19 protein-coding genes are annotated in these 16,967 nt (G+C 49.4%); 9 read left to right on the forward strand and 10 right to left on the reverse strand.

Features of this window, described 5'->3' with window-relative positions; genetic code table 11:
• Window positions 1-72: 72 nt before the first annotated feature.
• Window positions 73-348, reverse strand: coding sequence for a hypothetical protein (locus BST81_RS16500; RefSeq protein ID WP_171974779.1), 276 nt, complete (start codon window positions 346-348; stop codon window positions 73-75).
• 14 nt (window positions 349-362) lie between these two features.
• Window positions 363-641 carry a LuxR C-terminal-related transcriptional regulator gene (locus BST81_RS16505; protein ID WP_075599594.1) on the reverse strand — a complete coding sequence of 93 codons (279 nt, stop codon included), beginning with the start codon at window positions 639-641 and terminating at the stop codon, window positions 363-365.
• Window positions 642-852: 211 nt separating this feature from the next.
• Here BST81_RS16505 and BST81_RS16510 point away from each other — a divergent pair, with 211 nt between their 5' ends.
• Window positions 853-1,281, forward strand: a complete 429-nt coding sequence (locus BST81_RS16510; protein WP_253188333.1) for a DUF4168 domain-containing protein — start codon at window positions 853-855, stop codon at window positions 1,279-1,281.
• A 42-nt stretch (window positions 1,282-1,323) separates the two neighbouring features.
• Here BST81_RS16510 and BST81_RS16515 read toward each other — a convergent pair whose 3' ends face one another.
• On the reverse strand, window positions 1,324-1,893 hold the full coding sequence (locus BST81_RS16515) for a hypothetical protein (RefSeq protein ID WP_075599595.1): 570 nt from the start codon (window positions 1,891-1,893) through the stop codon (window positions 1,324-1,326).
• 107 nt (window positions 1,894-2,000) lie between these two features.
• On the opposite strand from BST81_RS16515, the gene BST81_RS16520 reads away from it, so the two are divergent.
• Together BST81_RS16520 and BST81_RS16525 are read left to right on the forward strand one after the other, a co-directional pair.
• Window positions 2,001-2,663 carry a TIGR04282 family arsenosugar biosynthesis glycosyltransferase gene (locus tag BST81_RS16520; RefSeq protein ID WP_075599596.1) on the forward strand — a complete coding sequence of 221 codons (663 nt, stop codon included), beginning with the start codon at window positions 2,001-2,003 and terminating at the stop codon, window positions 2,661-2,663.
• An 8-nt stretch (window positions 2,664-2,671) separates the two neighbouring features.
• Window positions 2,672-3,883 (forward strand): 4-hydroxy-3-methylbut-2-enyl diphosphate reductase, encoded by a 1,212-nt coding sequence (locus BST81_RS16525; RefSeq protein WP_075599597.1) that lies wholly within the window; start codon window positions 2,672-2,674, stop codon window positions 3,881-3,883.
• Between the two features lie 317 nt (window positions 3,884-4,200).
• Here BST81_RS16525 and BST81_RS16530 read toward each other — a convergent pair whose 3' ends face one another.
• Together BST81_RS16530 and BST81_RS16535 are read right to left on the reverse strand one after the other, a co-directional pair.
• The gene (locus BST81_RS16530; RefSeq protein ID WP_075599598.1) at window positions 4,201-5,295 is read right to left on the reverse strand and encodes a hybrid sensor histidine kinase/response regulator; all 1,095 of its coding nucleotides are present in this window, start codon (window positions 5,293-5,295) and stop codon (window positions 4,201-4,203) included.
• A gap of 214 nt (window positions 5,296-5,509) precedes the next feature.
• Window positions 5,510-8,578: a response regulator gene (locus BST81_RS16535; RefSeq protein ID WP_075599599.1), complete on the reverse strand. Its 3,069-nt coding sequence runs from the start codon at window positions 8,576-8,578 to the stop codon at window positions 5,510-5,512.
• 364 nt (window positions 8,579-8,942) lie between these two features.
• On the opposite strand from BST81_RS16535, the gene BST81_RS16540 reads away from it, so the two are divergent.
• Both BST81_RS16540 and BST81_RS27085 read left to right on the forward strand, forming a co-directional pair.
• Entirely contained in the window at window positions 8,943-9,596 is a 654-nt protein-coding gene (locus tag BST81_RS16540; RefSeq protein WP_075599600.1) for a response regulator, read from the forward strand.
• A 90-nt stretch (window positions 9,597-9,686) separates the two neighbouring features.
• Window positions 9,687-10,641, forward strand: a protein-coding gene (locus BST81_RS27085) for an IS630 family transposase (RefSeq protein ID WP_216351372.1) whose coding sequence is annotated in 2 segments (ribosomal slippage) — window positions 9,687-10,030 and window positions 10,029-10,641 — 957 coding nt in all. Because the reading frame shifts where the segments join, the coding sequence is not laid out codon by codon here.
• Here BST81_RS27085 and BST81_RS28525 read toward each other — a convergent pair.
• The 3 genes from BST81_RS28525 to BST81_RS16565 are packed head-to-tail and all read right to left on the reverse strand — an operon-like array spanning window position 10,556 to window position 13,637.
• Window positions 10,556-11,854 (reverse strand): tetratricopeptide repeat protein, encoded by a 1,299-nt coding sequence (locus tag BST81_RS28525; protein WP_075599602.1) that lies wholly within the window; start codon window positions 11,852-11,854, stop codon window positions 10,556-10,558. The two genes, BST81_RS27085 and BST81_RS28525, sit on opposite strands and share 86 nt — an antisense overlap.
• The gene (locus BST81_RS28530) at window positions 11,841-13,181 is read right to left on the reverse strand and encodes an NB-ARC domain-containing protein (RefSeq protein WP_075599603.1); all 1,341 of its coding nucleotides are present in this window, start codon (window positions 13,179-13,181) and stop codon (window positions 11,841-11,843) included. The genes BST81_RS28525 and BST81_RS28530 overlap by 14 nt, the downstream gene beginning before the upstream one ends.
• Before the next feature lie 6 nt (window positions 13,182-13,187).
• The gene (locus BST81_RS16565) at window positions 13,188-13,637 is read right to left on the reverse strand and encodes a hypothetical protein (RefSeq protein ID WP_075599604.1); all 450 of its coding nucleotides are present in this window, start codon (window positions 13,635-13,637) and stop codon (window positions 13,188-13,190) included.
• 284 nt (window positions 13,638-13,921) lie between these two features.
• Between BST81_RS16565 and BST81_RS16570 the strand changes: the two genes are divergently transcribed.
• Together BST81_RS16570 and BST81_RS16575 are read left to right on the forward strand one after the other, a co-directional pair.
• A complete protein-coding gene (locus BST81_RS16570) occupies window positions 13,922-14,401 on the forward strand; it encodes a hypothetical protein (RefSeq protein ID WP_253188334.1) in 480 nt (159 codons plus the stop codon).
• Between the two features lie 116 nt (window positions 14,402-14,517).
• Window positions 14,518-14,889 (forward strand): calcium-binding protein, encoded by a 372-nt coding sequence (locus BST81_RS16575; RefSeq protein ID WP_075599605.1) that lies wholly within the window; start codon window positions 14,518-14,520, stop codon window positions 14,887-14,889.
• A 38-nt stretch (window positions 14,890-14,927) separates the two neighbouring features.
• Here the strand turns inward: BST81_RS16575 and BST81_RS16580 are convergent, their stop codons facing one another.
• Window positions 14,928-15,410 carry a DUF3368 domain-containing protein gene (locus BST81_RS16580; RefSeq protein ID WP_075599606.1) on the reverse strand — a complete coding sequence of 161 codons (483 nt, stop codon included), beginning with the start codon at window positions 15,408-15,410 and terminating at the stop codon, window positions 14,928-14,930.
• Entirely contained in the window at window positions 15,403-15,654 is a 252-nt protein-coding gene (locus BST81_RS16585; protein ID WP_075599607.1) for a UPF0175 family protein, read from the reverse strand. The genes BST81_RS16580 and BST81_RS16585 overlap by 8 nt, the downstream gene beginning before the upstream one ends.
• 354 nt (window positions 15,655-16,008) lie before the next feature.
• Here BST81_RS16585 and BST81_RS16590 point away from each other — a divergent pair, with 354 nt between their 5' ends.
• Entirely contained in the window at window positions 16,009-16,419 is a 411-nt protein-coding gene (locus tag BST81_RS16590; RefSeq protein WP_075599608.1) for a XisH family protein, read from the forward strand.
• On the forward strand, window positions 16,407-16,742 hold the full coding sequence (locus BST81_RS16595; protein ID WP_075599609.1) for a XisI protein: 336 nt from the start codon (window positions 16,407-16,409) through the stop codon (window positions 16,740-16,742). Before BST81_RS16590 ends, BST81_RS16595 begins: the two co-directional genes overlap by 13 nt.
• Window positions 16,743-16,967 lie beyond the last annotated feature (225 nt).

Consider the following 16,967-nt stretch of genomic DNA (forward strand, 5'->3'; position numbering starts at 1 on the left):
GTCATCTGTCATGGGTCAAATCCCTTCTGGGGAGGGGTGGACCGCAGGACCGAGGTAGGTTAAAGGCATTGACTAACTGCAATCCTGCCAGTCCCCATAGCGATCGCTATAGTAAGCCAAAATCTGTTCCACTCGGGCTCGACTGGCCGCTTCGATCGAGTCATGAAACTCAATCCAGAGGCCGCCGATCTGGCTCTGGCGGTAATTGAACTGCTGAGCCGTTTGGGGGAGTAAGCCTGCTTCCACACCATTGACCTGGCGCAAATGGGCTTCAGCTTCACGGTAAACCGCCAGGGGCAGGCTGGGACAGCAGAGGGTCAATCGCTGTTGATCAGTAATCTGTATCATGACGATGGTTCCCGTTAAGCACCAGATTCTTCCCCACGTTGGGGCAGGGTACAGCAGTTTACTTCATTCAGGCAAACCTTGCCCCACTGCAATGCCCAGCGTACTAGAGCGACTCGATTATCAGTAGCTGTTTTGGTCAGAATATTACTGATATGGTTATCAACAGTGCGTTTACTAATTGCTAATTTTTCAGCAATTTTTTCATTGGTGAGACCTGCTGCAACCAGCTCAATCACTTCTAGTTCTCGATCGGAGAGAGTACCTCCCTGATTCTGAGACTCGATACTAGACATAGCCTTTCCCCTATACCAATCCCTGTATATATACTCAATATCTTTTAATTCTATCGGTATTTAAGGAATCCGACCGGGTTGTTATAGAGAGAAATACTCAGCATGCAAAGTTTAAAGTTAGGGGCTCAAAGTTTAAAAATAGTGATGGTGGATTGCAGTAAAGGCTGAGCCAATCCAGATTTCAGCAATGTTTCATTGAGAAATGCATACGATGATGGGTCGGACACTATGGCAAAAGGTTTTGCAGGGCCTCTGGATTAGTTGTCTAATCTGCTTGCTGGCGGCCCCGATGGCCTGGGCCCAGGTCAGTTCGAATGATGGTGTAGTTCCTCCAGAGTCGCCCCCTTCCAGTCTCAGGAGCTTTGACTCGAACGGCATTGCCCCAGAAAAGATCAGCCAGTTTGTCCGCGCCTATTTGCAGGTGCTGGAGCTGATTGAACGGCGAGAAGGAGACCTGCAGGCTTCCGAAACTGATCTGGAATCGCTCAGAATTCAGCAGGATATTGAAGCTGAAGCCTATGGGATCATTGAGCAGGCTGGACTGACCCGCCAGGAATATCTGCAACTTTTGAGTCTGGCGAATACAGATCCGGAGTTTGGGGAACGAATTGCCACCCAACTTCAGGAGGGCACTGATTAATTCCCCTGGAAGTCAGAAGAAAGCCTGAATTCTGACTTCGGGTTATCTCGATCGCTGGATACCGTAACTCTGCTCCACAAGCAGTGCAACTGTTCCATCACAACTGGGGAAGGTCTTTCCGGCCATGATTTGCTTCGCGCTCCAAATTTCCCGAATTTCGGCTTCGCGCTCTGGAAATGCATCCTCCATGCCCTCATCCTCCAGTCGTTGGCGCTCATTTTCCAGGAAGCGGGCCAGACTGTCCTCACGGAACAATGCGGTTTCCCATGGCTCTGGCTCCCCGTCTGCGCACAACCAGCCCGCAGTCCAATCATCGTCCAGGAGCGGGAACCAGACCAGTTTACGGAGCAGCGTTCCATCACAGGCATGTTCATAAACAAACCCATCGACTGACGTATCCCCATAGACGAAGAGTATTTCACCCAGCCGTCGGGATTTTTCCTGGGTGAGATTTTTTTGCCCCTCCAACACCTCATCGTCAGGTGGTGGGGCATCTTTGCGAAAGTCGCACATCAGCCAAGGTGAATCCGCAATCGGCTCTACCGTGCTGAATCTCGATCGTGCTTCCTCCATGGAACTGAGACGAACGAAATAGGCTGAATAGGACTTCATGGGTCATCTTCTCCCCAGAGCTTGCACGGGGCAGTGGAACAATAACAGATCAATCCTGCACCCAATCCAGTTTGACATCTACCTGGCCCCCATGCGATAGAGAAGCTATGACCCACCAATTGATCATCTTCACCCGCTATCCTGAAGCCGGTAAAGCTAAGACCCGACTGATTCCAGCGATCGGTCCTCAAGGCGCAGCAGACCTGCATCGTCAGTTGACTGAACAGACCCTGGCTACGGCTAGAACCTTTCAGCAGCAACATCCTCTGACAATAACCGTCGCCTATACTGGGGGAGATGAACCTCTCATGCGAACCTGGCTCGGCCCTGATCTGAACTATCAGCAGCAGAGCCAGGGCAATCTGGGCGATCGGATGGCTGATGCCTTTCGCGTGGCTTTCGCAACAGGAGCTGGCAAAGTCGTCATTATGGGCACGGATTGTCCAGCCGTGACGGTGCAGCACTTAACCAAAGCATTTCAATTCCTGGCGGAACAGGATCTGGTTCTGGGACCCGCGATCGATGGGGGATACTACCTGATTGGCCTCCGGACTCCCATGCCAGAACTATTTCAGGGCATCTCCTGGAGCACGGAACAGGTTTTGGCCCAAACCCTAACGATCGGGGCCTCCCTGCACCTGACCATGACCCTGTTACCTCCCCTACAGGATATTGATCAACCAACAGACCTGGCTCTCTGGGAGAAGAATTGTCCTATGATCAAGAAGGACTGGGGGGTGATGAATGATCCCAACGATGGAGACGGGTGAGGTTTAGGATGGATACAAAAGCCTTTAAGCGATCGCTGCATGAATCGGAACTCTATCACCGCAAGGGCTTTGGCCACGATGAAGACGTTGCTGGTCAGCTCAAATCGGAATACCAGAGTGGTCTGGTGCAGAAGATTCGGGAAAACAATTACACCCTGCAACAGGGCGATGTGACCATCCGATTGGCAGAAGCGTTTGGATTCTGTTGGGGGGTGGAACGGGCCGTGGCGATGGCCTACGAAACCCGCCAGCACTTCCCACAGGAGCGCATCTGGATTACGAACGAAATTATCCACAATCCTTCTGTCAATCAGCGATTGCGGGACATGAAGGTGGAGTTTATTGACCTCGTGGATGGCCAGAAAGATTTTTCGGGGGTGACCCCTGGCGATGTCGTCATCCTGCCCGCCTTTGGGGCCAGCGTGCAGGAGATGCAACTGCTCAATGAACTGAAATGTACGATCGTAGATACCACCTGTCCCTGGGTCTCCAAGGTCTGGAACACGGTGGAAAAGCACAAGAAAGGGGACTATACCTCCATCATCCACGGCAAGTACAATCACGAAGAAACCATTGCCACCAGTTCCTTTGCTAATAAGTACCTGATCGTCCTCAACATGGCTCAGGCGGAGTATGTCTGTAACTACATTCTGCAGGGTGGCGATCGGGAGGAATTCATGGCGAAGTTCCACAAAGCCTGTTCTGCTGGTTTTGATCCGGATCTGCATCTGGATCAGGTGGGCATCGCCAATCAAACCACCATGCTCAAAAGCGAGACAGAGCAGATTGGCAAACTCTTCGAGCACACCATGCTGAAAAAGTATGGTCCCCAGAACCTGAATCGCCACTTCCTCAGTTTCAACACTATCTGTGATGCCACCCAGGAGCGGCAGGACGCCATGTTCCAACTGGTGGAAGAAAAGCTGGATTTAATGGTGGTGATTGGGGGATTTAACTCTTCCAACACCACCCATTTGCAAGAAATTGCTGTGGACTATCACATTCCCTCCTATCACATTGACAGTGCCGATCGGATTGGCCCTGGCAATCGCATCCAGCACAAACCGCTGGAACGGGATCTGGAAGTGGTAGACCAATGGTTACCAGATGGAAAAGTCGTAATCGGAATTACGTCAGGTGCTTCAACCCCGGATAAGGTGGTGGAAGAGGTGGTTGAGAAAATCTTTGTCCTGAAGGCGATTCCCAGCCTGCCTCTCTAGGCAGTCATTGGCGACAGTTGTAGCCATAGTTGCCCTGGCTCTAAATCCTTTTCTCAGCGGGAAAGGGACTTCAATCAGGCCCTCTTTCTCCCCTGAGGCTACTGCGGATACAGATCTCTGAAAAGGTTGGCTCAAGTCAGCAGACTCGCGTGAAATCCCCTCTCGGGAGGGGTGGCCCGCAGGGCCGGGGTGGGTCTAGGAAGGGGAGCAGGAGCGTTGAACCCACCCCTCCCCCTCCCAGGAGGGGATTATGGGTACACAGTAGCCCCTGAGGAGAAGGGATGAGGGTGAGGGGGATGTTTCAGCCAAATGACCCACTAGATTTCAACTGTGAAGATGGAGCCCTGGGGAGCATTGGGCTCTACATAAATTCGGCCCCCATGGGCTTCGGCGACCAATTTGCAGAAGGTCAGCCCCAAACCAATTTGAGTCGTCCCTTTGGCGATATCCCCAGTCTCAAACTTATTAAAGATTTGCTGGCGCAATTCTTCTCGCACTCCCTTGCCCTGATCCTTGACCTGAATCAGGGCCTGACCGACAGGGGTATTAGGGTTATCCCCTGCAGAGGGGTATTCGATCTGCAGGATAACCATTCCGCCGGAGGGTGAAAACTTAACAGCATTCGAAAGAAGATTTTCGATCAGACGATGCAAGAGATTGGCATCTCCAGAGATCCAATGTCCCGGTTCTGGCAGCGAGACTTCCAGGCTGACGCGCCGCGCACCCGTGATCTCGGCAAACTCTGCAACCACCAGGCTGGCCAACGCATGCAGATCGATCTCGGTGCGATTCAGCAGCAATGCGCCCGACTCCATTTTGGCCAGGATCAACAGATCGTTCACCATGGAATTCAATTTCTGGCCTGCAGCATGCAAACGCTGGAGCCGGTCCAGGTCTTTATCCTGCAAGACCTGACGTTCAATTAAAAATTCACTGGCGATAATGACACAGGCGATCGAATTCCGCAGATCATGGACCACCATGTTGGCCATATCCTGACGGAGTTGCAGAGACATTTTCAGCGCCTCATATTGCTGTTTAATCCGCAGCATGGAACGAACTCTGGCTCGCAGTTCCAGGCGATTCACAGGTTTTGAGAGAAAGTCATTGGCTCCGGCTTCCAGACAACGGGCCAGGTCATCTTTAGAATTGAGGGCTGTGATCACCAGAATGGGAATGTGTAACCAATCTGGGTTGGCTCTGATGCAACGGCAGGTTTCAATACCATCTATACCGGGCATCATCACATCCAGCAAAATTACATCCGGCTGGGCCGTTTCTAGCCAAAGCAGGGCTGCTTCACCACTGGCTACATAGGCCAAGTCATACCCCTCCGGTGTTAGAAGGGTTTTGACGACAGCAAAACTGCTGGGTTCGTCATCTACAACGAGGACTGTAGCCTTTCGGGACATCAGTAACGGCTCAAGTCTTTACAAAGGGGATGGACTGCCACCCTACTCCAGGTCAATTCAAGTAAAATCCCTTAGCTCTGGCAGGTCAGACCCCTGGGAAATACCTCAAGATTGTACCTAATCAATCATACGGAAGGTATGAAAACAACTCAAAATACAGCCTATCCATCCATAGGGGACTTTTACAGCCTCAATCTCAGAACCTCTTCCAAGTTTAGGGGATCGGCAAAGTCTTCACGAACTGCTTGATGATCCGCAGGAGTTGCTTCAAACTCACAGGCTTAGCCAGGTACTCATTAGCGCCAGCAGAGAAACAACGATCTCGATCTCCAGGCATGGCCAGAGCCGTGAGAGCAATGATCGGCATGTTCTTCAGTTCCGGATCTAAGCGAATCTGACGAATTGCCTCCAGCCCATCCATCTCCGGCATTTGGATATCCATCAGGATGAGAACTGGTTTGTATTGTCGGGCAAACTGCACAGCTTCCAGGCCATTACGGGCGATCGCGACCCGGGCTCCATTGGCTTGCAGATAATCCAGGGTCATTACGATCGTGGCTTCGTTATCTTCAGCCAGTAATATCAAGGGCAGATCCAGCAGACGGTTAGGGGCAACCACCAGAGCTGTTTTGTCTTCTGTTTTGCCTGCCACTCGTAGGATTCGATTCAGGGCGGTCTGCAAGTGCTCTCGTGTGATGGGCTTGAGCAGATAATCGGTTGCTCCCAGAGCCAACCCATGGGACCGTTCATCCACCACGGAAATGACGATGACGGGAATCGCCGCTGTAGCAGGATTGGCTTTCAATTCCATTAGAACGTCCCACCCGGAGCGATCGGGCAACAGAATGTCCAGGATAATGACATCGGGTTGAGTACTAATGGCCATATCCACCACCCCTTCTCCAATAGGGTGAACAATGGCGATTGCACCCAATTCAGCCAGATAACGGGAAACCTGGTTAGCTGCAGCTTCTGAATCTTCCACCACCAGAGCCTGTTGCAGTTGACCATCCAGCGGAGTACTAGAGGGGGGAGCCGGGACGCCCTGGGGCACAGCGAAACCTACCTGTCGGGGCAAAATCACCGTAAAGCAGCTCCCTTTGCCAATCTCGCTGGTCAAAGCAATACTACCCCCGTGAAGTTCCACAATCCGACGGACCAGAGCCAACCCCAGCCCCGTCCCTGTGTATCGACGGGAAAGGCTACTATCCAGTTGCACAAAAGGCTGGAAGAGTTTGCCCATATCTGCCGCTGCAATCCCGATGCCTGTATCGGCGACTATAAATTCGATCGCCTCCTGGTCCAGATTAAGGCGGACGGTTAACAGCACCCGGCCTCCTTCGGAAGTGAATTTGATGGCATTACTGAGCAGATTAATCAGCACCTGGCGAATCCGACGATAATCCAGAGCAATTTCATCCGGGTTGTCCGTCAGTTCATAACTGAGATGAATGCGCTTCTGATGAGCCTGCTGACGCACAAAATTGAGACTGGTTTCACAGAGATCCTGAACCTGAACAAACCCAATCTCCAGGTCCATTTTGCCAGACTCAACTTTTGAAAGATCCAGAATGTCATTGATTAAGGCCAACAGATGCTCACCACTCTGTTCGATCACTCGGAGAGAATCGCGCTGGCCCTGGGTCAAGCCACCATAGATCTCCTCCAATAAGCCTTCGGACATACCCAGGATGGCATTCAGGGGCGTGCGCAATTCATGGCTCATTGCAGCCAGGAATTCATCTTTTAACCGGGCCGCTCTGGCCATCTCGGCATTGGCCAGACTGGTTCGTTCAGCGCTAATCCGTATCTGCTCTTCTACCCGTTTGCGCTCGTTGATATCGTTATTAATTTCCAGGATTTTAACCGGGTTGCCTGCACCATCCCGTTGCAGCACCCAGCGGCTGTCCACCGTAATCGGGGTGCCATCCTTAGCGGTATGGATCAGTTCTCCTTGCCAGTATTCTTGTGCTAGTAAAAGCGCCTCCAACTCCTCTAAAGGCTGAGGAAAGCAAGTCTGAAGTAGGATGTGGGAAACTTGCCCGATCGCCTCAGCCTTTGTCCAACCGTAGGTCTGCTCTCCACCCTGGTTCCAGAAGAGGATGCGGCCATCCAGAGTCCGGGCCATAATCGTGTCGTGGGCCAGATCCAGCAATTGGGACTGTTCAGTCAGATGTTCCTGAATCTGCAGCCCTTTGAGTACTTCTGCTCGCAGGTCGTGATTGGTTCTGGCCAGTTGGGCTGTCCGCTCTTGAACCCGCTGTTCTAACTCCTGATTCAATTGTCGTAGATCGGCCTCGGCCCGCAGCCGTTCTGCCAGTTCCTGGCGAGTCTGTTGGTACAGCTCAGCCTGCTGAATGGCGATCGACAGATGCACCGCCAACTGATCCAATAAATTCAGTTCAGCGTCTTGCCAGGGTCGGGGAGCCTGACAGTGGTGGGCAATCAACAGCCCCCAGAGGGGACCTATGCAGTTGATCGTACTCCGATCAACCCCTTCGCAAAGTAGAATGGGCACCACCAGATTAGCTTTGACCTCGTAGCGCCGCAGCATATCCACATGGCACTCGGTCAGTCCAGCCTCCTCAATATTTGCGATCGCCCGCTTGCGGCCCTGGGCATACTCCACTCCGCCACCCGTTTGAAAGCAGGTGTCTTCGATCTGCTGGTTAATGGAGACTGTCCATCCTGCAGCCACAGACTCGGCCACGATCGTGCCCGTCATCTCTGGGGAAAATTGATAAGCCAGCACCCGATCGACCTTCAGAAACTGCTGAATCTCCACTGTTGCTGTTTGCAAGACTGTTTGCAGATCAAGCGTTTGCCGAATTTTCAGTGCAATACTATTGATTAGTTGCTGCTGTTGCTGTTGCCAGACTAGATTGCGTTGCAGTCGGGCCTGATCGAGAATCCGTTGCACTCGGTCACGCAGCAGATTCGGGTCCAACCCATCCTTGTCCAGGTAATCCTGAGCTCCCTGTTTAATACACTCAACCGCGATCGCAACATTCCCATAAGCCGTCAGCATCAAAACGGGAAGTTGCGTTTCTGGATATTGCTGACCCAATTGGTCGAGAAACTCTAACCCATCCATTTCTGGGAGACAATAGTCCAACAAAATCACATCTGGCAGATGGATCTGGCAGATGGATAGAGCATCTTGACCCGTCTCAGCTTCAATGAGTTGATACTCATACTGAGAATTTGACTCCAGATATCGGCGATAGGTGGTTCGATCTATCTGGGAATCATCAACCAGCAAGATTGTCAATGGATCAACCATGGAATTCAGTGGGAAAAGCCTGGATGGGACTGATGGTAAGAACCTCAGCATTCCCTCAAAAAGTCACCAAGTTTTGAAGACTTTATCAAGAGTAATAGTTCGTCTGTAAAACTAGTTCCCTGATGAAATGTATAATTCCGTTTCCTGATTCAGAGATGCCCGTAAAATAGTATGGGAGGTTGGTGATAAATATCACTTCATGTGGGCTGGAAAGCACAATTTTAAGCAGGTCATCCACCTGAGTGATGATAGCGCCCCAACCCTTAAACTCAAATCAGAATCATTGGTTTAAAGAAGTGGTCTGTACTCTATACACAAGCGAACCGCTACAAAGATCATTGTTGCAGAAAAAGGCTCAGAGACTATGACCCATCAGCCCGCCCATTTATCCAATGCCAGAATTCTGATTGTGGATGACTCAGCCGATAATCTGCGGGTTTTATCCAGTACATTGACGGAGCAGGGTTATGAAGTCCGGGCTGCCAAAAGTGGCTCTATGGCTTTAATGGGGGCTCAGACCGCTAATCCTGATTTGATTCTGTTGGATATTCGGATGCCAGAGATGGATGGGTATGAGGTCTGTCAGCGACTGAAGCAAAACCCTCAAACTTCTGAGATTCCAATTATCTTTATCAGTGCCCTGGATGAGCCTCTGGATAAGATGCGGGCATTTACGATCGGGGGAGCAGACTATATCACCAAGCCCTTTCAGGTGGAAGAGGTAGTGGCTCGGATCAAAAATCAACTCATCATTCGTCAACTGCAGAAACAGGTCACTGAACAGCAGGTTTTATTGCAGGATGTGAAACATCCCAGTTCATCCTTGCCCCAGTCGATAGAAGAGCTCCTGGGGCAGCTTCGTGATAAATTCAACAGTCCCTTGAGCGCAATTTTGGAATCCAGCCAGTCCCTGAGTTGCGATCCGTCCCTCTCCGAGGAGCAGCGTCAGAGCCTGGAGGTGATCAACCGCAGTAGTGAGAGCTTACGGATTTTGGTTAACAACTTGCTGCAAAGCTGAACAGACATGGGAAAGAATTCTACAGCAATTTCCAGCCTAGTGAGGCGTATTTGATAGAATGATTTGTATGTTTACTTCATGCTCAATCAAGTGCAACCATACTCACTAGATCTTAGACAGAAAATTGTTGATGCATATCTTGAAGGGAATACGTCGCAACGTCAAATCGCTATACAATTTCGAGTTGCTTATAGTTTCGTGCGAAAGTTAATCAAACAACATCGGGAAACAGGTGAGATTGTCCCCAAACAACGAACTGTGCAAACACCGACCAAACTAAGTGTTGAGCAACTGGAGATTTTAGAGACGATTGTTGAATCGAATAACGACGCGACGTTGGCAGAGTTATGTAACTTGTTAGAACAGAGGGTCGGTGTCCGAGTTGGCGTTTCGACAATGTTTCGAATGCTAGAGAAGCTGAACTTAACGCTTAAAAAAAACTCTGCATCCCGACGAAAAGGAAACTGAGCGAGTGCAAACTAAACGAGTCGAATTTTGGCAACTGGTTCGAGGATTTCTAGCTCAAAATCTAATCTTCATTGATGAATCAGGAGTGGACTTAGCCTTGACCCGACTCTGGGCGCGTGCACCGAAAGGCAGACGAGCACATGGCAAGCGTCCAAGCCAGCGAGGGAAACGAGTCTCGATTCTAGGGGCGATTAGTCTGCGGGAGGTCGTGACTTACTGCAATCTCATGGGGTCAACTGATGGACTGACCTTTGAAGCCTTTATTTCCCAGAAACTTGTGCCTAAGTTATGGAAAGGTGCCTGTGTCATCCTGGATAACTGCTCTATTCATCTGGGTGAAGACGTTAGAAATTTGATTGAGGATGCAGGAGCCAAGCTAATTTTCCTACCCCCTTACTCACCAGACTTTTCGCCTATCGAGAATTGCTTTTCAAAGATTAAGAGCATTCTGCGTTCGATTAAGGCACGCAGTTATCCAGAACTTGCCAAAGCTATTGATGAAGCTTTCTCCCAGGTGTCATCGAGCGACTTAAGGAACTGGTTCTCTCATTGCTGTTACTGTGCCTCACCAGCATAAAAAACGCTGTAGTCCAAGGATGATCTACTCCAAATAGCTTCTCCTGTATTTCTAGAGCTTGCACTAATAATGATTCTGCCTGATCGTAACGACACTGAGATTGCAAGAAGGATGCTAAGCTACTAAGAACCGCAGCTATAAATCGGTCATCACCACCTAACGAACGTTTCCCTATCTCTAAAGCTTTGTTATGCATTTCCTCTACTTGGTCGTATTGCCCTTGGGCAAGGTAAGTTTTGGCTAAATTATATAGACTTACTGCAAAAAAAGGATGTTCTTCACCTAGCAGGTATCTGTAAAGATTTAAAGCTCTTACGTACATTGCTTCAGCCTCACTGTAGCGTTTCTGAAGAAAATAGAGATGTGCTACATCATTTAAATTGGTGGCTACATAAGGATGTTCTTCACCTAGCCAGCTTTTCCTAAGCTCTAATGTCTCTAAAAGTAAAGGTTCAGCCTCACTATAGCGTTCCTGAAATGAATAGAGATTAGCTAGATTACTCAAGATGACAAGAGTCCAAAGATCATCTCTATCTTTAATCTGTCTATAAATCTCTAATGCTTTCAGAAATAGAGGCTCAGCCTCACTATATCGTCCTTGACATCTATAGAGATAGGCAAGATCGTTCATACTGGTAGCTACATCTAAATGCTCTTCACCAAGAAACTTCTTTCTAAGCTCCAATGCTTTCTTTCCTGCAATTTCTGCTTCACTATAGCGCCCTTGATCTTCATAAATTCCAGCTAAGTTGTTTAAAGTTGTAGCTACGTCTAAATGCTCTTCACCTAGCAAGTGTTTGTAAATCTCCAATGCTTGCAAAAACAAAGTTTCGGCCTCGCCATAGCGAGCTAAAAACCTATTAAGGTAAGCCAGATTTGCTAGACTACTAGCCACATCTAGATGTTCTCTACCCAATCGTTCTTGAGCCATCGCTAAGCATGTCTCGTACCAGAGCACTGTTCGACTGTAAGCTCCTTGTCCTATGTAGAATCTGCCTAGACCAGTAAAAGGTACGGTTAAATCCTCATTTTCCAGCCAGCTTGTTAATTCCAAAGCCACCTCTTCAATATGAGGAATAGCAGGAGAATTGGCTGTTATGATTTCAAGAGTGAGAATCTCGGGAATTTGCTTTGCTATCGCTGCCATTGCTGATGCAAAAGCTCGTTTAAGCCGTTCTACTTCAAGGTTGTGCTGAGTATTAAGTTGCGACATCAACTTCCTCCTTCAATTTGCTCCTAAAAAACTCTCTTATTAGTGAATGTAGGCGATAAATTTGCTCTTCTTGTTGTGATAGTTGCAGCAAATGGAGTTCTAAGAGTTTGAACCTAGCGTTCTCAAAGACTTCTATATCAAACTCCTGAGTTCCCTCGGAATTCTCACAGTACTTTTGCTCCACCGTTTCCGCTAGATACCAAGGAATGGGAGCTGGAGCAAACAGACTCAACAACTTACCTAAATGCTGGCTGGGTGCATCTAACTCTTCCCAACTCAACTCAAACGCTGCCTCTGCTCCTCGTCGTGCCGTTGATGTTGCCGTCGCCTCATCCCGTTTTAAGGCATCATGCTTGATTGCCTGTCGTTTCTTAGCTTTCTCTTGCAACCGAAATAGCAACGTCGCCAGCGATAAATCTGTGCGTTTGAGCAAATAGCGACCGACCAACTCAATCCCTAGGGGCAGATGTTCCAACCAAGCACAAAGAGATTGGGCAATTTCCAGCTCAGGCTGTACCCGTGCTTCCCCAACTAGCACAGTCAACAGTTCCAGAGATTGTTCTGGAGACAACACATCTAGGGAGAGGGATTGGATCGGGGGACCAAAGGTGAGTCGGGTGGTCATTACCACCTTGAAGCGATTAGAGGCAGGAGGTGGCAGGTAGGGTTCTACATCGCGGCTATAGTTAATCACATCATCTAAGACCAGCAGCACTTCGCCTTCTCCCCAGTTGCGCCAGCAAAAGGCAACCTGATCCGGAAGTTCCAGCCCTTCGGGAATCTTCAGGTTCAGTTGAGACTGGGCAAACCCCACCACTTGGGTGCCCAGATTGAATTCCCTAGCAAACAACCAGGCGATGCCACCTGTGTAAATATCGGCATATCGCTGAGTGTACTGGATTGCTAGTTCAGTTTTGCCCACACCCCCCATGCCCTCAACTGCGGAGATGGAAACTAGGTTGCCTTGTTGCAACTGGGTGTGAAGCCGTTCCAACTCTGGTTCGCGTCCAATGAACTTGGCAACGCCACTGCGGGGGACGTTGTTAGGGATTTCTTTGGGTTGAAGTGACTTCAGAAATAATTGGAGAGCCTTTGTTAGCTTTTCCTCATCTAAGCCGTGGAGGTGAATGCCCATATTGACAACACCGCCATCTTCGACCAAGGCTTGAAATCCAATGGCATTACCAGAGTTGCTTTGGATAACTTGTCCAAACCGCTTGTCTTGTTGTAAATGTTCAACCAATTGTTCGATCGAGGCCTCTTCAGGGGCGGTTTGTAAATCTTCTTCGATCAATTGTTTAAGTTTCTGAACCAGTTCATCAGCCATAGATCGTCACTGTTGTGGAGGATTAGGAGTATTGTGTTGATGAATTTCGCCAATATAGGCTGTGCCACCCTCGACTTTGGTTTGCCACCCTCTGGCGTTGTCGTAATTGTTTTGAGTCATGCTGCTGTTATCTTGTAGCTTTCCGGCGTGGATTTCTTGGGCGATCGCCTGCACTTGGGCAGCAAATTGAGGGTCATTTTTCATTGCCGCTTTGAGGTAGGTAGTGACATCAGCAATGTCTTCTTCAGAGTTCTGCTCGACTATGTTGGTTAACGCGCTCTCGGCATCAGGGTTGCCGCGTAGTTTGTTCCAGATCAAGTCGCGCAGGTCTTTCATTTTGGCGATCGCTTCCCCTGTAAACTTCTTCGCTAGTTCGCCTGCTCCAGACTTAATAAATTCCTGGAAGGCGAGGGTGGCGATCGCGCTGGCAGTTAAGGTTGTCACTGGGTCTGTCATAGATATTTCTCTATAAAGCGTTTCTTTTGCTGTTATAGCCTTCTTAGGAAGGGAGTTTAAAGGTTCCCTGTCAGTAAGCCTCCTCATGAAGAGCCATGAGATAGATAGTCGGAGCAGCTAGTATCACAGCAAAAGGCATATGCTAATCCTTCAAGTAGCCTAGATATCCACTATTTTGACCAGTCCAACTCAAATTGCCCATAGTTTAGAGAATTTTTTGGTTTGCTGAGAGATGGCTCCCCATCAGCCACAATAGAGGCAGCGTTTGAGGAACTGGGGGTGTCATGAGCGACAAGAATCAAATTCTTGAAATTTTCTTTAAGGAATATGACAAGTTGAAGTCTGAGCAGGCTCAACGTATTGGCTTCCGGGACAACCTGCTTTACGTGACGCTGGGTTTGTTTGCCACGATCATCTCGTTTGCGGTTTCTAATGCAAGCAACTACTATGCCTTACTGGTGGTGCCCTGGGTTTGCCTGATTCTGGGTTGGACCTACGTGGTCAACGACGAGAAGATTTCGGCGATCGGCAAGTACATTCGCTTCAAGCTGGTTGACAGGGTAAAGCAACATACAGGCTACGACGACTTAGAAACTCTCTTCGGGTGGGAAATTGCCCACCGGGACGACAAACACCGTAAGCGTCGCAAGATTCAGCAGTTGCTCGTGGATGAAATTACGTTCGTTGTTTCAGGGTTGATTGCTCTGGGGGCGTTCTGGTTTCTAGTTCCCAAACCCCCGATCGGGGTAACGATTCTCTCCTGAGTGGAGCTTTTGCTGCTCATTATGTTGGGAGTTGAGACTTACATTTATGCCGACCTGGGGAAAGGACGTTAATGGTAATCCAGATGTAGCACTTTGTAGTGCATAGGGGTGCTGTTATGGCAAAAGTAAGCCGGGATGAGGAGCGTGAAGAGCGTATCACAATGGAAATTGTGGTGGATGCCTATGGACCGGAAGAGCAGGCAATGGGCTGGTACTACTACTTGCAGGACACGATGCAGTTTCCCTTCGCGGCAGTTTGTGTCAGCAAGCGGCGTATCTCTCCTTTGAAAGAAGGCGCAACTGTGGAGGTGGTGGGCATGGCACCGGAGGATGAGTGCGAGCAGGAGATGTTTGTGGAGATTGAGTGGGAGGGTGATACTCTGGCAGTGCCATTGATTCAGATTGAGGCGATCGAGGCAGATGAGGAGACTCAGCAGGCGATCGCCGACTGGCACTATTGGGTGAATCAGGGCTATGAGTTTGGGTAGAATTTGCTATCCGGTTCTGTGTCTGTCCTATCTCACGCTTATTCGTTTGCCAATTTTAGTACTGCCGCACGGGTCGCTGGAGCCAGACGAAAATTCAGGGCATTCAGTTGGTCGAGGAGTGGGGCGATCGCCTCTATGTACCCTGACTGCTTGCCTTTCAGCAGGACTCCCAACGTTCCTGTCACCGAAATGTTCAGTTGTTGGGCATAGCTTCTTGCCAGCGCGTCATCCAGGATCACCAGGGAATCAGGAATGGTAGTCGCTAGACTGAGAGCCTCGCGTTCACCTGCGCCGAGATTTGGAAGCTCTGGAATCAGGACGGAGGACGGCACCTGGCACAGTGTAATCCAGGACAGGGAGGCTGGAGCGGGCAATGATATGCCTTGAGCAAGCCCTTGAGCTAATTCATCTGCTACTGCCTGGGGCATTCTGACCTGCCCATACAGAGTGGGGAGTAAATCCAGTTGAGCAATTTGATAGAGATATTGCATCGGTGAGGTATCGGTGATGACCTCAGGCATTTGAAAGATCCTTAGCCAGTTCAGCTTCGGTCAGACGAAAGGTATCCACGCCATAGTCACCCAACTTGCTCAAAAAAACGGTTCGCGGAATGCCTGCCAGGTTTGCCGCAGCGCCAGAGGATAATCGACCCAGTTCATAGAGCTTAACAGCGACAACCATCAGCATTTCCTGACTCAATCCATCGGGAGTGGTTTGGAGAGCCTGAAGAGCTTCGTCAGGAATGGTCAGGGTGACTGTGTGCATGGAAGGGACTCATTGAGGACTGCCTTTTACTAGTTCCAGGATAGCGTTTTCTAGCCGCAGCCTTTGCGATCGCTCGTCGCACTTCAATCTGGTAGCAGTCGATCGCTCACCTCACTTCAATTTGGTAGTAGGCAATCGCTCACCTCACTTCAATTTGGTAGCAGGCGATCGCACTCAGTTTTGTAGGAGCGACCGCAGTCCTCCAGTTTTCAACTGTATTGGACAATCAATCATGGGGTTTCAAGCTTTTACCAGATGATCTCAGTTTTCAGGGGGCTGAAGGAGCAATTGCTGTCGGAGCGCGGAATACCAGGACGTAAAATAGAAGGGAAGGCTACACGGGGAACGGCAGCAATGCGGGATCTCTTTCATGAAGCGGTTAAAATTGCTCTAGAGAAGGAGGGATGGATCATTACTGACGATCCATTGAAAGTAGAAGTTGGTGGAGCAAAGTTTGAAATCGATCTGGGTGCGGAACGCTTGTTAGCCGCAGAGCGGGAGGGTGTGAGGATTGCTGTTGAAATCAAAACCTTTTTGAGTGATTCTCCCATTACAGATTACCACGCTGCCTTGGGGCAATTTTTGAATTACAGACTCGCTTTGGAGTTGAGCGATCCCGATCGCAGTCTTTATCTGGCAATTCCCGTTTCGGTACATGCAGCCTTCTTTCAACGAGAGTTTCTCCAAATTTCAGTCGAACGGTATCAGATTCAACGAATCATTTATGACCCTGTAAAAGAGGTGATTGTGGAATGGATAAGTTAGAACACTATCGTCAAATTATCCAAACAATTTTGTCAGAATATGCGAAGACTCCAGTTGCGAATGGTGAGATTGAATCGCAACTTGTTTTTGATACTGAGCGAGATCATTATCAAGTCATGGATGTGGGTTGGGATGGTTATCGTCGGGTGCATGGATGCGTTTTACATCTAGATATTAAAGAGGACAAAATCTGGGTGCAGCATAATGCTACAGAGATGCGAATTGCCCATGAGTTGGTAGCAATGGGCATTCCCAAGGAGGATATTGTTCTAGGCTTCCAGGCACCCTATGCCCGCGAGTATACAGGCTTTGGAGTAGCATAGGAGCGATCGCTCACCACACTTCAATTTGGTAGCAGGCGATCGTACTCAGTTTTGCAAGAGCGATCGCAGTTCTCAAGTTCTGGAAGGGGTCGATCGCCTCACTGTCGTCAACATTTTGCCTGAATCTACAAGCCGAATATAGGGACACTTTCGGCACTAAATGCCGTGTTCATCCAGGTATGCTTTAATCCGCCTCCAGATCCTGGAGTGCTGCTTCTAGGCTGG

The sequence above is a fragment of the Leptolyngbya sp. 'hensonii' genome, from assembly GCF_001939115.1.
GTDB lineage: Bacteria > Cyanobacteriota > Cyanobacteriia.

Coding starts and splice junctions, on each gene's coding strand:
- BST81_RS16580 (WP_075599606.1), bottom strand. CDS start 15,410: ATGCCTGAGGTCATCACCGATACCTCACCGATGCAATATCTCTATCAA.
- BST81_RS16505 (WP_075599594.1), bottom strand. CDS start 641: ATGTCTAGTATCGAGTCTCAGAATCAGGGAGGTACTCTCTCCGATCGA.
- BST81_RS16520 (WP_075599596.1), top strand. CDS start 2,001: ATGACCCACCAATTGATCATCTTCACCCGCTATCCTGAAGCCGGTAAA.
- BST81_RS28530 (WP_075599603.1), bottom strand. CDS start 13,181: ATGGCTGATGAACTGGTTCAGAAACTTAAACAATTGATCGAAGAAGAT.
- BST81_RS16500 (WP_171974779.1), bottom strand. CDS start 348: ATGATACAGATTACTGATCAACAGCGATTGACCCTCTGCTGTCCCAGC.
- BST81_RS16575 (WP_075599605.1), top strand. CDS start 14,518: ATGGCAAAAGTAAGCCGGGATGAGGAGCGTGAAGAGCGTATCACAATG.
- BST81_RS16530 (WP_075599598.1), bottom strand. CDS start 5,295: ATGTCCCGAAAGGCTACAGTCCTCGTTGTAGATGACGAACCCAGCAGT.
- BST81_RS16585 (WP_075599607.1), bottom strand. CDS start 15,654: ATGCACACAGTCACCCTGACCATTCCTGACGAAGCTCTTCAGGCTCTC.
- BST81_RS16535 (WP_075599599.1), bottom strand. CDS start 8,578: ATGGTTGATCCATTGACAATCTTGCTGGTTGATGATTCCCAGATAGAT.
- BST81_RS16565 (WP_075599604.1), bottom strand. CDS start 13,637: ATGACAGACCCAGTGACAACCTTAACTGCCAGCGCGATCGCCACCCTC.
- BST81_RS16540 (WP_075599600.1), top strand. CDS start 8,943: ATGACCCATCAGCCCGCCCATTTATCCAATGCCAGAATTCTGATTGTG.
- BST81_RS16510 (WP_253188333.1), top strand. CDS start 853: ATGATGGGTCGGACACTATGGCAAAAGGTTTTGCAGGGCCTCTGGATT.
- BST81_RS16595 (WP_075599609.1), top strand. CDS start 16,407: ATGGATAAGTTAGAACACTATCGTCAAATTATCCAAACAATTTTGTCA.
- BST81_RS16590 (WP_075599608.1), top strand. CDS start 16,009: ATGCGGGATCTCTTTCATGAAGCGGTTAAAATTGCTCTAGAGAAGGAG.
- BST81_RS16515 (WP_075599595.1), bottom strand. CDS start 1,893: ATGAAGTCCTATTCAGCCTATTTCGTTCGTCTCAGTTCCATGGAGGAA.
- BST81_RS16525 (WP_075599597.1), top strand. CDS start 2,672: ATGGATACAAAAGCCTTTAAGCGATCGCTGCATGAATCGGAACTCTAT.
- BST81_RS28525 (WP_075599602.1), bottom strand. CDS start 11,854: ATGTCGCAACTTAATACTCAGCACAACCTTGAAGTAGAACGGCTTAAA.
- BST81_RS16570 (WP_253188334.1), top strand. CDS start 13,922: ATGAGCGACAAGAATCAAATTCTTGAAATTTTCTTTAAGGAATATGAC.